Source organism: Dyella sp. M7H15-1 (genome assembly GCF_004114615.1).
Lineage (GTDB): Bacteria > Pseudomonadota > Gammaproteobacteria > Xanthomonadales > Rhodanobacteraceae > Dyella_B.
Genome location: NZ_CP035300.1, coordinates 1,686,245 through 1,701,045 on the forward strand (window position 1 = coordinate 1,686,245; position 14,801 = coordinate 1,701,045).

General features: G+C 60.5%; 17 protein-coding genes. 15 read left to right on the forward strand and 2 right to left on the reverse strand.

Annotated elements, in window-relative coordinates:
- The first annotated feature begins 332 nt into the window (after window positions 1-332).
- Window positions 333-767: a cell wall hydrolase gene (locus EO087_RS07915; protein WP_240669163.1), complete on the forward strand. Its 435-nt coding sequence runs from the start codon at window positions 333-335 to the stop codon at window positions 765-767.
- 104 nt (window positions 768-871) lie between these two features.
- On the opposite strand, the gene EO087_RS07920 is transcribed toward EO087_RS07915, so the two are convergent.
- Entirely contained in the window at window positions 872-1,339 is a 468-nt protein-coding gene (locus tag EO087_RS07920) for a glycine zipper 2TM domain-containing protein (protein ID WP_205744455.1), read from the reverse strand.
- A gap of 28 nt (window positions 1,340-1,367) precedes the next feature.
- Complete coding sequence (locus EO087_RS07925; protein WP_128898396.1) at window positions 1,368-2,009, reverse strand: glycine zipper 2TM domain-containing protein; 642 nt, start codon at window positions 2,007-2,009, stop codon at window positions 1,368-1,370.
- A 213-nt stretch (window positions 2,010-2,222) separates the two neighbouring features.
- Here EO087_RS07925 and EO087_RS07930 point away from each other — a divergent pair, with 213 nt between their 5' ends.
- The 14 genes from EO087_RS07930 to ccmE all read left to right on the forward strand — a co-directional run bounded on the left by EO087_RS07930 (window position 2,223) and on the right by ccmE (window position 14,720).
- A complete protein-coding gene (locus tag EO087_RS07930; protein WP_128898397.1) occupies window positions 2,223-3,008 on the forward strand; it encodes a TatD family hydrolase in 786 nt (261 codons plus the stop codon).
- 262 nt (window positions 3,009-3,270) lie between these two features.
- Window positions 3,271-3,795 carry a MarR family transcriptional regulator gene (locus EO087_RS07935; protein WP_128898398.1) on the forward strand — a complete coding sequence of 175 codons (525 nt, stop codon included), beginning with the start codon at window positions 3,271-3,273 and terminating at the stop codon, window positions 3,793-3,795.
- Entirely contained in the window at window positions 3,792-5,372 is a 1,581-nt protein-coding gene (locus tag EO087_RS07940) for an efflux transporter outer membrane subunit (protein WP_128898399.1), read from the forward strand. Before EO087_RS07935 ends, EO087_RS07940 begins: the two co-directional genes overlap by 4 nt.
- Window positions 5,359-6,546 (forward strand): efflux RND transporter periplasmic adaptor subunit, encoded by a 1,188-nt coding sequence (locus EO087_RS07945; RefSeq protein ID WP_128898400.1) that lies wholly within the window; start codon window positions 5,359-5,361, stop codon window positions 6,544-6,546. Before EO087_RS07940 ends, EO087_RS07945 begins: the two co-directional genes overlap by 14 nt.
- 21 nt (window positions 6,547-6,567) lie before the next feature.
- Entirely contained in the window at window positions 6,568-8,121 is a 1,554-nt protein-coding gene (locus EO087_RS07950) for a DHA2 family efflux MFS transporter permease subunit (protein ID WP_128898401.1), read from the forward strand.
- Window positions 8,122-8,212: 91 nt separating this feature from the next.
- Window positions 8,213-8,725 (forward strand): polyhydroxyalkanoate synthesis repressor PhaR, encoded by a 513-nt coding sequence (phaR, locus tag EO087_RS07955; protein ID WP_128898402.1) that lies wholly within the window; start codon window positions 8,213-8,215, stop codon window positions 8,723-8,725.
- Between the two features lie 86 nt (window positions 8,726-8,811).
- The gene (gene phbB / locus EO087_RS07960; protein ID WP_128899854.1) at window positions 8,812-9,573 is read left to right on the forward strand and encodes an acetoacetyl-CoA reductase; all 762 of its coding nucleotides are present in this window, start codon (window positions 8,812-8,814) and stop codon (window positions 9,571-9,573) included.
- A gap of 80 nt (window positions 9,574-9,653) precedes the next feature.
- Complete coding sequence (locus EO087_RS07965; RefSeq protein WP_128898403.1) at window positions 9,654-11,024, forward strand: NAD(P)/FAD-dependent oxidoreductase; 1,371 nt, start codon at window positions 9,654-9,656, stop codon at window positions 11,022-11,024.
- Window positions 11,017-11,451, forward strand: coding sequence for a DUF3293 domain-containing protein (locus EO087_RS07970; RefSeq protein ID WP_128898404.1), 435 nt, complete (start codon window positions 11,017-11,019; stop codon window positions 11,449-11,451). Before EO087_RS07965 ends, EO087_RS07970 begins: the two co-directional genes overlap by 8 nt.
- 11 nt (window positions 11,452-11,462) lie before the next feature.
- A complete protein-coding gene (gene ccmA / locus EO087_RS07975) occupies window positions 11,463-12,098 on the forward strand; it encodes a cytochrome c biogenesis heme-transporting ATPase CcmA (protein WP_128898405.1) in 636 nt (211 codons plus the stop codon).
- Window positions 12,099-12,394: 296 nt separating this feature from the next.
- Window positions 12,395-13,051: a heme exporter protein CcmB gene (ccmB, locus tag EO087_RS07980; protein WP_128898406.1), complete on the forward strand. Its 657-nt coding sequence runs from the start codon at window positions 12,395-12,397 to the stop codon at window positions 13,049-13,051.
- A gap of 190 nt (window positions 13,052-13,241) precedes the next feature.
- A complete protein-coding gene (locus tag EO087_RS07985) occupies window positions 13,242-14,000 on the forward strand; it encodes a heme ABC transporter permease (protein ID WP_128898407.1) in 759 nt (252 codons plus the stop codon).
- A complete protein-coding gene (ccmD, locus tag EO087_RS07990) occupies window positions 13,997-14,209 on the forward strand; it encodes a heme exporter protein CcmD (RefSeq protein ID WP_128898408.1) in 213 nt (70 codons plus the stop codon). Before EO087_RS07985 ends, ccmD begins: the two co-directional genes overlap by 4 nt.
- A 13-nt stretch (window positions 14,210-14,222) precedes the next feature.
- Window positions 14,223-14,720 carry a cytochrome c maturation protein CcmE gene (gene ccmE, locus EO087_RS07995; protein WP_128898409.1) on the forward strand — a complete coding sequence of 166 codons (498 nt, stop codon included), beginning with the start codon at window positions 14,223-14,225 and terminating at the stop codon, window positions 14,718-14,720.
- Window positions 14,721-14,801 lie beyond the last annotated feature (81 nt).

Consider the following 14,801-nt stretch of genomic DNA (forward strand, 5'->3'; position numbering starts at 1 on the left):
CCAACCCACAGGATGCCGACATACGCGACGAACCGGAGGGGTCCGGATCAGCGCGACCCGGCAAAGTCATGCCGGTGGACATTTCGCCGGATGCGCGAACGAGCTGTACAAAGAGGCTTCAAGCCCGCAGCATCATTTGTCAAAACCATGACGATCGACATCGGACATGTCGATCGATTCCGCCACGTTGTCGTGGCTAGCTGCTAACGCCACAAATTTCGGCGCTAGCGATAAATCCAGGTGGAACGGTCTGCCCGCCCGTCCACCGCAACAGCATCAAGGCATGCATGTGGTGCCGCGATGTGCTGCAAGGTGGAGGCAGGTATTTATTTATGAAACTTTCCATGTTGTTGTGGCTGATGTCCGTATTGCCCCAACCGCTCGCAGACCAGACTTGTCTGGCAACCACCGTCTATCTGGAAGCACGCAGCCAGTCAACGGTCGGTCAGATGGCCGTGGCAGAAGTTGCCATGCGTCGCCGCGAACGCGGTCAATGGGGTGATACGGTATGTGATGTGGTGAAATCACCGCATCAGTTTGCACTCTCCACAACGCCTCGCACTCAGGATATCGACAACCTCACCGCCTTCCAGAAGGCGTGGGATATCGCAGGCAAGTCGATCACCAACTGGGATCTTCCCGTGGACGAGCGCCGTCTCTTCGTGCCGCGCGCGGATCACTTCGCCACCACCACGATTGCACCCACCTGGTCGCGCAACCGCAACGCCGTGACGATCGGTGATCACAAGTTCTATTCGGTCAACTGACCCACATAAACCACAAGCCCGAAAAGGCCCTCGAAAGAGGGCCTTTTCATTTCTATCACAGACATCAAATGGACGTCCAAACGTCCATCTTGAAGAAGCATGGATCAGCGTGGATACACCTGATTATTGCTAATCACGACATAGTCGCCAGGGCGCACGCCCGGATTGGGAACTTGCGTAACCGTCGCGTACTGACCGTTGTCGAGACGAACCACAATCTGCCATGCCGGCATGGTGCCGCCAGGCTGACTGTTCTGCGCCCCCACTTGGTTACCCACCACGCCACCGACTACCGCACCGCCGACGATGGCAGCGGTATTGCCACGACCATGACCAATAGTGCTGCCCAGCAGGCCGCCGGCCACTGCGCCAATCACGGTGCCAATCCCGCTATTGTTGGTTCCCTGCTGCTGGATATAAACCTGCTGCACTTGCTGCACCACACCGCAGCTCTGGCAGCCGCGGTACCCATAGGTCGTCTGGCCCTGGTAGGCCGGCTGGGTCTGACACCCGCTGAGCGCTACCATGCCCACGAACAATGCCGCCGCCATACCAAACTTAATTGATTTCATTTTCACGACGACCTCCTCGGTGAATCTATCAATGGACATCGGAGACGACGCTGACGCTCTGTTCCACCCTCACCCGATCACCGGGATCATGATCCATGCGGGTGGTACGCGTCACTCCGTTGTAAACGTACGTCACATCATACGCAACGATCTTACTGCGGGCATTCGCAACAGTACTGCAACGGCGAACCACTTCGGATTGAACGTTTGCCTGCTGATGACTTTCCTCGATCTTCTTGCCGGCATAACCGCCGCCGATGGCGCCGGCCGCTGTTGCCAAGGCGTTACCCTTGCCGCCACCGATCATGTGGCCGAGCAGGCCGCCCGCCACCGCACCGATCGCCATGCCGGCAATCTGGTGCTGGTCCTTCGGCGGCACGGTGCGGTTGATGACCTCGTCATGGCAAACCTTTTGCGGATTGCTGACGTCCTGACGTACCGGGATCACGTTGACCACCTGGGCATACTGCTCGTTGTCATGCCCCTGTTGTGGTGGCGACATCGGCTGCTCCTGAGGAGGCTGCTGACCTGGCGGTGTTGTCACGACCTGGGTTGCTCCCGAGGTACTGGTCGCAGTCGCCGCACTGTTCGCATCCGCGCCCGCCTGCCGGTTGCAAGCCGTCAAGCCAAGCGCCAACAATACCGTCAGCCCCCACCATGCATTGATCATTCACTTACTCATTCCTGTATCTCCCGTACTTAAAGCGTACTTAAAGAACAACCACAGCACTCGCTGCGCCCCCGCGATATCTTGCGCTGAACATTGAAGCGCCGGAATGCTGAATAGGCCTGGACCGAAAGGCAAAACTGTCAACCACTTCGCAGGTCAACCTGGATATACGGCGCCAAGTACTGAAAATGGAATAACAAATGGTCACAAACCATGCCAAGACTTGCCGACAGCCATGTCCACTTGGACGATGCCCGCTTCGACACCGATCGCGACGCTGCTATCAAACGCGCATGCTCGGCGGGGGTGACCGTGCAGGTCATCCCCAGCACCCGTGCCGCGAGTTGGCCACGCATCCACGCACTGTGCACCCCGGGCAGCGGACTGTTCCCAGCCTATGGCATGCACCCCATGTTCATGCACCAACACCAGCCGGGGGACGTTGCCGAGCTATCACATTGGTTGGGAACACGCCACCCTGTTGCCGTCGGCGAGATCGGCCTGGACTTCTATCAGGAAGCTCATGATGCACAGGGGCAGCGCGAACTCTTGCGGCAACAACTTGCGCTGGCCCGCGAGTTCGATCTGCCCGTCATCCTGCATGCGCGCGCCGCACTTGAGGAAGTCACAACCACCTTACGGCGGACCGGCGGCCTTCGCGGCGTGGTACATAGTTTTTCCGGCAGCCTGGAACAAGCCGAACAGTTGTGGAAGATTGGCTTCCATCTCGGCATCGGCGGCCCCATCACTTACGAACGCGCACAACGCCTGCGCCAGATCGTAGCCAGCATGCCCATCGAATACCTGCTGCTGGAAAGCGACGCACCGGATCAACCGGGCATCATGCATCGCGGCGAGCGCAACGAACCTTCCTACCTCACTGACGTGCTCTACTGCATCGCCGAATTGCGCAACCAGGATCCCGAAGCACTGGCTGCCACCACCACCAACAACACCATGCGCCTGTTCGGCATTTCCGTCGAAGTCAGTCACGCGTAAGCCATTCGCCTAGTCTAGTGTGGTGTCTCACAAGTAACGTGAAGAAATTCCGAGTGGATGTCGCCGCGAGACAAGGCGCGAGGAGGAGTCATCGTGGACACTATGGCGACGACGAGCAACGCAGGATCGCGGCGACATCCACTCGGAATTTCTTCACGTTACTTGTGAGACACCACACTAATGATTACAGATCATCGGCACTTGCAAGCGCCGAGTATTCGGGCGCATCATTTAGTTCACCAGTGAAATATGCACCAGTGAAATGTCCCTGATCGACCATATCAATCGGCTGGATGAAGGCTTTGCTGGCATCCGAAGGGCGTTACCGGAGCTGTCCAAAGATGCCAAGCTCTGCCGCCTGCTACTGTTACTGGCTGAACGCATACAGGCTGAGTTCGAGTACAAGCTCCGTCCCTACAAGCTCAACGACAGTGAGTTCCGCACGCTAGTGATGTTGTTTTCACAACCCGACGGCACTTCCACACCCGGTGAACTCTGCGAATTTACTTCGCAGGGCGCCACCAATATGACGCGCATTGCCAACGCCTTGGTCAAGCGCGGCCTAATCACGCGTGGTTCCAGCGCCACGGATCGTCGACAGGTGGTCATGCAGATCACTGCAGCCGGACGACACTTCGTACAAAAAATGCTGCCAGGCATGCTTCCGCGCCTGTTGCTCATCTTCGACGGCTTTACGCAAACCGATCGACGCCATCTCAGCCGTTTGCTGCGCAAGCTCGCCACCAACATCAGTCAACTCGAACACGAAGCGGGTGATCCGCCATGAATGCTGTTGTTTCTTCCCCTGCCCTCATGCGCCTTCGTCCGCTGACGTGGGTTGCGCTGTTGACGGTCGGCCTGGCTGGATGTGTCATACCCGCCAAAGTCCAGCATCCCGTACTGCACGATGATGTGCCGTTGGCGGGCTTGCAAGTACCTACCCGTGCGGACTGGCCAGCCAACGAATGGTGGCGTGTCTACAACGATCCGCAACTTGATGCGCTGATCGGACTGGCGATGAAACAGTCGCCGGATCTCGCTCAAGCCCACGCACGCGTGCTCACCGCCGAACAGTCGGTGCGCGTCGCTGCCGCGCAAGCCGGCCTGAGTATCCATGGCAATGCACAGCTCACGCGGCAGCGTATGAGCGATCACGGCCTGTTCCCGCCCTCCCTGCTCGGCTTCGATTGGTACAACCAGGCTGATCTTGGTGTGCAGCTCGAATACGATTTCGACTGGTGGGGCAAGAAGCGAAAATCCATCGAGGCCGCACTGGACCAGGCCCACGCTGCCCAGGCGCAACGCAGTGCTGCAGCGCTAACGCTGCAGAATGCCGTTGCCGACACCTACTTTGGCTGGCTTGCCGACGAGAGCCGACTCACACTGGCAAAGCAATCGGTAGCCGTACAGCAGCGCCTGCTGCAGATCGCCCAGTTGCGCGTGAAACAAGGCGTGGATCTTCCCGACACCGTGCAACAAGCGCGCTCGCAGCTCGCCGCCATGCAGCAGTCACAGGTAACACTGGAAGGTTCGATCGAACTGCGCAAAGTGGTATTGGCCGCACTGGCCAACGTTTCGCCGGCCGATTTGCCGGCGCTCGAGCCGCACACCCTGCCAAGAATCGAAGGTGCGCTCCCGGATGATGTGCGTCTGGACCTGATCGCCCGCCGCCCGGATATCGCCGCCAGCCGCTGGCAGGTGGAAGCGGCCCTGAAACAGACTGATGTGGCACGTGCCGAATACTTCCCCGACGTCAGCATCAATGCGATGGCGGGACTATCCAGTACCAACCAGGGCTCACCCAACATTCCCGGCCTGCTCAAAGGTACCACCGGCGATCTTGGCAATTTGTTCACTGCCGGAAGTCGCGTGTTTGGTATCACGCCTGCGGTGCACCTGCCGATCTTCGAAGGTGGGCGGCTGAAAGCGAACTATGGTGCCAGCCGCGCACAACTTGATGCATCCATCGCGCAATACAATGTCACCGTGACCGATGCAGCACGCGATGTCGCCACCCAAGCCGTCATCGCACAACAGATCGCAGCGCGCCGCTCCAAGCAGGAGGCGCAGGTAAAAGCCAACCAGGCACTGCTTGCGACAGCACAAGCCCGCCAGGCACACGGCACGCAAGATGCCCGTGAGAGCCTGGCTGCAGAAGCGCAGTGGCTGCAGCAACGCGACCAAGCCGTCAGCCTGCATGCGCAAGCACTCAGCACCGACCTTGCACTGATCAAGGCGCTGGGCGGCGGCTATCACTCGGATATCGAACCTACTACTAGCGACAACCGGGCAGTCCCCGCTGCCACCTCTTCTACCGCATCCACTTCGAATCTCGCCGGAGCCCCCAACCATGAGCGCCTCTGATATCTCCAAGGATGCCAACGACAGCGGCCTTGCCGCGAAGGATCCCGCCAAGCGCAGTCGTGCCCTGTTCATGGTCGCCGCCGTGTTCGTGCTTGCCGCGCTAGGCTGGTTCCTGCTCTGGTTCTTCGTACTCTCCAAGCGCGAAAGCACCGATAACGCGTATGTCGGCGGTAATCAGGTTGCGTTGTCCTCGCAGGTGTCCGGCACGGTCGTGGGCATCCTCACCGACGACACGCAGCATGTGGAAGCCGGGCAGGTGCTGGTGAAACTGGATGGCACCGATGCCGATGTACGCCTGCGCCAAACCAGCAGCGCGCTAGCCCAGGCTGTGCGTCAAGTACGCGAGCAGACCGATACGGTCAGCAGCGCGGATGCCACCGTCGCCGCGCGTGAAGTGGATTTGCGCAAAGCACAGGCCGACCTGAAACGCCATCTGCCCCTGGTTGCCGCCCAGGCCGAATCGCCTGAAGTCGTACAGCACATACGCGACGCGGTAGCGCAGGCACAAGCGGCATTGGATACCGCCAAGGCGCAGGCGAATGCATCGCGCGCTTCGGTCGAAGGCGTCGATATCGCCGACAATCCAACCGTGCAACAGGCACGCGCCAACTTCCGCGCAGCCTGGATCGCGGCGCAGCGCAACACCATCGTCGCGCCGGTCAGCGGCTATGTCGCCCAGCGCAGCGTACAACTAGGCGCCAGCATTACACCCGGCCAGCAGTTGATGACCATCGTGCCGCTGCACAATCTGTGGATCGATGCGAACTTCAAGGAAAACCAACTACGCCATATCCGCATCGGACAACCGGTGAAGATCACTACCGATATCTACAGCGGCGGCACGGAATTCCACGGCAAGGTGATCGGCCTGGGGGCGGGCACGGGCAGCGTGTTCTCCCTATTGCCGGCGCAGAACGCCACTGGTAACTGGATCAAGGTGGTGCAGCGCGTGCCGGTGCGCATTGCGCTGGATAACGACGAACTCGACAAGCACCCGCTACGCGTGGGTCTGTCCACGGATGTCACGGTGGATATCAGCAACGATCAAGGTCCTGCGCTGGCTGCGGCTGCGCAGCAGCCGGCAGCGGAAACGTCCGTGTATGACCAGGTTGCCGCGCAAGCCGACGCAGAAGCTGAAAAGATCATCAGCGCCAATCTCGGCGCTTCTCACTGATACCTGCCCGGCGAGCCCATCATGGCCGTTACTCCCGATAACGCAGCACCACGAAAGCCCTTGCACGGCACACCACTGGTGCTGCTAACTGTCGCCGTCGCGTTCAGCACCTTCATGGAAGTGCTGGACATGACCATCGTCAACGTCGCCGTGCCACATATCGCCGGCAGCCTTGCGGTGAGCCCCAACGAAGGCACGTGGACAATTAGTTCCTACTCGCTCGCCAGCGCGGTCATGCAGCCGCTGACCGGCTGGATCGCACGACGCTTCGGCGAGGTGCGTACCTTCGTCACCTCGGTACTGTTGTTCGTGCTGTTCTCGATGCTTTGCGGCATGGCCACCACCATGCCGATGCTGGTGTTCGCCCGCCTGATGCAAGGTGCAGGCTCGGGTCCGATGGTGGCGCTATCGCTGACCTTGCTGCTCTCCAGCTACCCGAAGGAACGCACCGGCATCGCGCTCGCCATGTGGTCCATGACGGTGGTGATCGCGCCGATCTTCGGCCCGATCCTGGGCGGCTGGATCACCGACAATTTCTCCTGGCCGTGGATCTTCTATATCAACGCACCGGTGGGCGTGCTCGCCGCCGTCATTACCTGGAGCCTGCTGCATAAGCGCGAAACCAAGACAGTCAAAACGCCGATCGATACGGTCGGGCTGGTGTTGCTGATCGTCGGTGTGGGCTGCCTGCAATTCATGCTGGACAACGGCAACGATCACGACTGGTTCAACTCCACGCTGATCCTGTCGCTGGGCTTGATCGCGCTGGTGTGCCTGACGTTTCTAGTGGTATGGGAAATCCATGCCAAACATCCAGTGATCGACCTGTCGCTATTCAAGAAGCGCAACTTCACCGTTGGCGTGATCAGCCTGTCGCTAGGCATGTTCGCCTTCTTCGGCATCAACGTGGTGTACCCATTGTGGTTGCAGACCACGCTCAACTACACCGCCACCTGGGCCGGTCTGGCCGCCGCGCCGGGTGGCGTGCTGGCTTTCGTGCTGTCGCCGATCGTCGGCCGCAACATGCACAAGATCGACCTGCGCATCCTGGTGACTATGGCGTTCCTAATCTTTGCGGGCACCTCATACTGGTTTTCGACTTTCGACAGCGCCGCGTCTTTCGCCGCCCTGATCGTGCCGCGCTTCGTGATGGGGTTGGCTATTCCCTGTTTCTTCATTCCGCTGAACCAGATCTACCTGTCCGGGCTACAGGCGCACGAAATCGCCAGTGCATCAGGGCTTTCCAACTTCTTCCGCACCCTCGGCTCCAGCGTCTCGACCGCCGTGATGGTGACCCTCTGGCAGCACCGAGGTATCTATCATCACGCCTCGCTGACCGAATACGTAAACAACAGCACTCCCGCCCCCGGCGACTTCCTGCACAAACTGTCGCACCTGGGCCTAAGTGCCACCCAGCAGCTCGGCTATATCAACCAGATCGTGGATCGGGAGGGGTATACGCTGGCCGTCAACGATGTGTTCTACGGCTGCGCCATCCTGTTCGTGCTGCTGCTGCCCGTGCTGTGGTTCTCCCGACCACCCTTCGGCAGTGCTGGCGGAGGCATGGGGCATTGAGCGGCCCTGGCCTAATGCTGCACCCTTCAGTGCAGCATAAAAGCTGAACGCAGACTGGTGCGGCGCAATACCTTCTGCTAGTTTGTGCCGCATGGCACAAACAACTCGCATCATCAAGAAGTACCCGAACCGCCGGCTCTACGATACGGAGATTTCCAGCTACATCACGCTGGAGGAAGTCCGTCAGTTGGTTCTGGATAACGAACACTTCGAGGTCCGCGACGCTAAGTCGGGCGAGGACCTGACCCGCTCCGTATTGCTGCAGATCATCTCTGAGCACGAGGAGAAGGGGCAACCGATGTTGTCGCCCCAACTGCTGAGCCAGATCATCCGTTTCTACGGTGACTCCCTGCAAGGGTTCATGGGTCCGTATCTGGAGCGCAGCCTGCAGGTCTTTCTGGACCAGCAGCAACAGTTCCGGACCCAGCTCAACAGCCTGATGGGACAAACCCCCTGGTCGCTGTTGAACGATCTGACGCAGCGTAATCTGGATGCCTGGAAGTCGATGCAGAGCGGCTTTCTGGACGCCGCCTCGCAGGCAACGCCGAGCGCCGGCCAGCCGGGTCAGTCTGGCCGCCCCGGCACCACCACCAAAAAAGCCTGATCCCGGGCAAGCCTGCCTTCGCGGTCACGCCACCGTTGCAGCACAACACGTGCTGCCGCGCGGCATGCTCTGGAGAGTCATACGTGATGACTTCGTCAACGTCCGCATCGCGCATCGCCGTTGTCACTGGCGGTATCGGTGGCATCGGTACCGAAATTTGCATGCGCCTGGCTGATGCCGGACGGCAAGTTATTGCGGTTGACCTCGCCACGCGTGGCGAACGTATCGAAGCCTTTCGCGAGCAGGTTTCCACTTACCGCGGCGCCATCCGCTTCGAACCCTGCGACGTCAGCGACTTCAAAGCCTGCGGGGGCCTAATCGAACACATCGAACGCCACATCGGCCATGCCGACATCCTGGTGAATGTTGCTGGCATCACCCGCGATACCAGCTTGCGCAAGATGGATCCGCAGCAGTGGCACGACCTGATGCGCGTCAACCTGGACGGTGTGTTCAACATGTGCCGGCACGTGGTCGAGGGTATGACGTCGCGCAACTTTGGCCGCATCGTCAACCTCAGTTCGGTGAATGGGCAAACTGGCCAGTTCGGTCAGACCCATTACTCCGCTGCCAAGGCTGGCGTGCATGGTTTCAGCATGGCTCTGGCCCGCGAAACCGCGCGCAAGGGCGTCACCGTCAACACGGTTTCGCCGGGCTATTGCGACATGCCGATGGTGGCTGCCGTACCCCACGACATCCGCCAGCAGATCATCTCCGACATCCCAGTAGGCCGGCTGGGCACCCCCTCGGATATTGCCCGCGCCGTGGTCTTTCTCACGGCTGACGACGCCAGCTATATCACCGGCGCCAACCTGCCGGTAAATGGCGGGTATTTCATGAGCTTCTGAACGTTTCAGGCAAGCTTAACGTACTTGCAGTAAACCGCTAGTTGCGGAACAGTGACGGGCTTCCTCCCACGGTGCGCGGCATGACTCGGCAAGTTATCACCCTGATCGGCGGCGGTTTGGTCGGCGCCCTGCTCGCCCAACTGCTGGCCAAGCGTGGCCTTGAGGTGGAGGTTTTCGAAAAGCGCCCCGATCCACGCCAGGTCGGCTTCACTGCGGGTCGCTCGATCAATCTGGCCCTTGCCGAGCGTGGCCTGCAGGCACTTCGCCGCGCGGGGCTTTCCGACGATGTGCTGCAACGTGCGGTGATGATGCGCGGCCGCATGGTGCACCCGCTCGAAGGCAGCTCCGGCCTGCAGCGCTACGGCGTCGACGACAGCGAAGTGATCTGGTCGGTATCCCGCGGCGGGCTGAACATGTTGCTGCTGGATGCCGCGGAAGCGGCTGGCGTAAAACTGCATTTCGGCCAGTCGCTGGTGAGTGCCGACTTTGACGCGCGGCGCATCGTACTAGCGGATGAAAACAACCGCCTGCACCCGCATGACACTCCCGTACTGGTGGGTGCCGATGGTGCGGGCTCCACCCTGCGCCATGCGATGAATGATTACCTGCCGCTAGGCATCCGGGTCGAACCGCTTGGCCACGGCTACAAGGAACTGGAAATCCCACCCGCAACGGGCGCCGAGCGCTTCGCGATTGAGCCGCATGCACTGCACATCTGGCCACGCGGCGGTTATATGTGCATTGCGCTGCCCAATACCGAGGGTAGCTTCACCGTTACCTTGTTCCTGCCTGCGCATGGCCCGCATCCGAGCTTCGATACCTTGTCGGATTCCGCTGCGGCCGCAGCCTTCTTCCGCCAGAATTTCCCTGACCTGCTACCACTGATCCCTGACTTTGCCGAGGATTACGACAACCATCCGGTCGGCACCCTCTCCACGCTGTATCTCGACCGCTGGCATATCGACAACCGCTCACTGTTGATCGGCGATGCGGCGCATGCCATCGTGCCGTTCCATGGTCAGGGCATGAATTGCGGCTTTGAAGACACCGTGGTGCTGGCTGACCTGCTGGCCGAATCCGGGCACGATACCGGCGACGCGTTCGCCGAGTTCCAGCGCATCCGCCAGCCTAATGCCAATGCCATCGCCGCGATGGCGCTGGAGAACTACATCGAGATGCGCGATTCGGTGGCCGATCCGCACTATCTCGCCAAGCGTGAACTGGGTGCGCGACTCGCCGAGCGCGCGCCGAAACATTTCATGGCGCGCTACCGCATGGTCACCTTTACGCACCTGCCCTACGCCTATGCGTACGAACGCGGCCGCGCGCAGGACCAACTTCTCGAACAATTGCTGCGTGGATCGATCAGCGCCAACGACGTGCAACTCAATGCCGCCATTAGCACGCTGGAGGCCACGCTGCCCCCGCTACCCCCATTACGCCATGGATAATTCACTGATCGACGTCTATCGCAGCACCGACTATCGGGTACGCCTGGCCCAAGGCGGCTGGGTTTCCATCCAGGTCGATGCCGCGCTGCCAGTTTCCCTGCACCCACTCATCGAGGATCGATGCTGGGCTTTCATTACCGCGTGGAATCCCGACTCGCAGGCGCAACCGCGCGCCCAGAATCGTGTGGCGCAGCAAGCCTTGCTCACCGCCTTACGCAAACTGCCCCGCACGATCTGTATTCGTCCAGGCCTTGGCGTGGGCGATGCCTGGCGCGAGACCAGCCTGTTCGTGGTCGGTCCCAACCTGGCCGATATCGACGAACTGGCACAACAATTTCAGCAAAACGCCTACGTGCATGGGCTGGGCAACGGCTATGCGCGCTTGCGCCTTGGCAGTGACAGGCCACCGCATGGACAAGCAGGCTAAGTCCTCCTGGAATGACCTCCAGCTCATCAACCAAACCACTACTCGAAGCCTGCTCCCTGGCCTTTCACCGCCAGGACGAACCCGTCTTCGGCCCACTGGATTTCACGCTCGATGCGGGTGAACTCACCCTCATCGAGGGCGACAACGGCAGCGGCAAGACCACCTTGATGCGCATCCTCACCGGCTTGCTGCGTCCGGAAGAAGGTGAGCTGTTCTGGCGTGGCGAGCCGCTCACCTGGGACCGCTGCAGCGGCGAAATCGTGTTCCTTGGTCACCAGTTAGGACTGAAAGCCGAACTCAATCCGCGTGAAAATCTGCGCTTTGCTATCGGATTGCATGGCCATCGCGAACACAGCCATATCGATAAAGCACTTGCCCATGTCGGTCTCGCCGGTTACGAAGACGACCCGGTACGCAAGCTTTCCGCTGGCCAGAAAAAACGCGTGGCGCTGGCGCGGTTGCTGCTGATTCCCGCCGCACTATGGTTGCTCGACGAACCCTACGCCAACCTCGATCGCATCGGCATCGAGCTGGTCAACGGCATGCTGGAAGCGCATATCGCACACGGTGGTTCAGCGCTGGTCACCAGCCACGGCGCCGTGCAATTCCATGGCGGCGAACCGCAGCGGATCCGTCTGCATGACTGATCCGCGACGACCTAGCCTTAAAGTCTGTCTATGGCCTCCGCGTAGCCCGCTCCGGGAGCTGTTTGCACGCAAGACCAGGCGGAACGAGGGCGCGTATGTCAATACGTAACCGAGAGACAACGCAGGATTGCGGGCAAACAGACCCGGCCCTTCGGGTTGTGCCTGAGCAGTCGCCAAGCGACAGCGCGCAGCTTGACCAGACAGCCAGTCTGGCCTGCGCTGCACACCGTCACCTGACAACTGCTCAGGCACAACGTGGGCCACGCGGAGGCCATAGACAGACTCTTAGTGCCTGCATGGCGGTGTTGCGCCGCGACCTTACCCTAGCCTGGCGCCAGCGCGGCGACATGGTGTTGCCGGTGCTGTATGCGCTAATCGTCACGTCGCTGTTTCCGTTCGCGCTCGGTCCGGAAGACACGTTACTGCGTCGCATCGCCGGCGGCGTGGTGCTAGTGACCGTACTGCTGGCAATGCTGCTGGCGCTGGATGCCATGTTCCGCAGCGACATCGAAGACGGTTCGCTGGAACAACTGATACTGGCACCGCAACCACTGGCGCTGATGCTCGGCATGAAAATCCTGGCGCATTGGCTGGCGACGGCCGTGCCACTGATTGTGATCGCGCCGCTGCTGGCCGGCATGCTGCACCTGCCGCCGCCCGTCATCCCGATTCTCGTGCTAACCCTGCTACTGGTCACTCCGTTGCTCAGTCTGCTCGGTGGCATCCTGGTGGCGCTCACGGCCGGAACGCGGCACTCTGGTATGCTCCTTGCGCTGATGCTGCTGCCGCTGTGCGTGCCGGTGGTGATCTTCGCCGCCGGGGCTTTGGCAGCCGCGCAAGACGGGCTGCCGTGGATCGCCCCCATCGCATGGTTAGGCGCCGCACTCATCATGGCCGTCGTGCTTGCCCCGCTGGCTTGCGCGGCCGCACTCCGTATCGCGCTGGACTCATGAGGAACGATCCATGCCTGCGTATCGCCGCATAACAGCCGCCAGAGCGCAACCTTTCGGAGTGAATGGACAACTCATTGTCTCGTGCCGTTGCCACCCCGCGCCTCGGCATACACTTCATGTTTGCCGTGCCTTTGCTCGCGCCGCTCGTCGCCTGCAAGGACAAGACGGAAACTCGGATTAAGCCACTGACATGACCCACTGGATCCCGCTGTGGTTGCACAAACTGAGTTCGCCACCGGTGTTCTACCGCTTTGCGGGCACGCTGCGCCCGTGGGCGATCGCCGTGGCGCTGATCCTCGGCTTGGTCGCCCTGTACGGTGGCCTGGTACTGGCGCCACCGGACTATCAGCAAGGTGATGACTACCGCATCATCTTCATCCATGTGCCCTGCGCCTGGATGAGTCTGTTCATCTACGCGGTAATGGCCTTAGCCGCCTTTATCGCCCTGGTTTGGCGCATCAAGCTGGCCGAAGTGGCAGCGATGGCATCGGCGCCGATTGGCGCAGCCTTTACCTTCATCACCCTGGTGACTGGGTCATTGTGGGGTGAGCGCATGTGGGGCACATGGTGGTCCTGGGATGCGCGACTCACTTCGGAACTGGTGCTGCTGTTCCTGTACCTGGGCGTCATCGCCTTGTACCACTCCTTCGAGGATCGCCGGCAAGGCGCACGCACCGCGGCCTTCCTGGCACTGATCGGCATCATCAACGTACCGATCGTGCATTTCTCGGTGAACTGGTGGAACACCCTGCACCAAGGCTCCACCATCCGCCTGCTGGGCCCCTCGACCATTGCCCCATCGATGATCTGGCCGTTGCTGATGATGATGATCGCCACCAAATGCTATTACATCGCAAGCCTGTTCGGCCGCATGCGCACGGATCTGCTGGCGTTGGAAAGCGGCAAGGACTGGGTGCGTCAGATTGCCAAGAATGAGGGGCGCGCATGAGCGACTCGCTGCAATCGTTCTTCGCCATGGGCGGTTATGCCGCTTACGTATGGCCAGCTTACGGCGTGTTCTTCGTGGCACTGCTGGTCGACTGGCTAGCATCGCAATTTCGTCGCCGTCGGCTGCTGCGCGAATTGCGCAGGCGCATGGCACGTCAGGGCGCTCGCAAAGAGCGTGGCTCTACTCCCTCTCCCCTTCGGGACGCGTAGTGCAAGTGCAACCATGAACCCTACACGCCAACGCCGACTCACCATCATCATCGCCATACTCGTCGCCATCATCATTGCCTCGGCGCTGACCGTCTACGCCTTGCAGCAAAACATGAACTACCTGTTCACGCCAAGCCAGGTGCAGGCGGGCGATGCCACACACTACAAAACATTTCGCCTTGGCGGCATGGTGAAGCAAGGCTCGATCCAGCGCAGCAACGACTCACTCAAGGTCACCTTCACCGTGGTCGACGCCGGCAGCGCGATGCCGGTGGAATACAACGGCATCCTGCCCGACCTGTTCCGCGAAAACCAATCAGTGATCGCCACCGGCCATATGGACAGTGCGCGTTTCATCGCCACTGAAGTACTGGCCAAGCACGATGAAACCTACATGCCCAAGGAGCTGAAGGAGGCGATGGCCAAGGCGCATGCGGGGAAGAAGATTGATGGAGCCGGGACTGGGGACGATGAAGCCGGGACTCGGGACTCGGGACTCAGGACTCAGTAAGAGCGGACTACGGGCACACTTATGCACCTTCGATATTCAACCAATTTCCGCGCAAAATCCGAGGCAACGGGATGCGGCTTC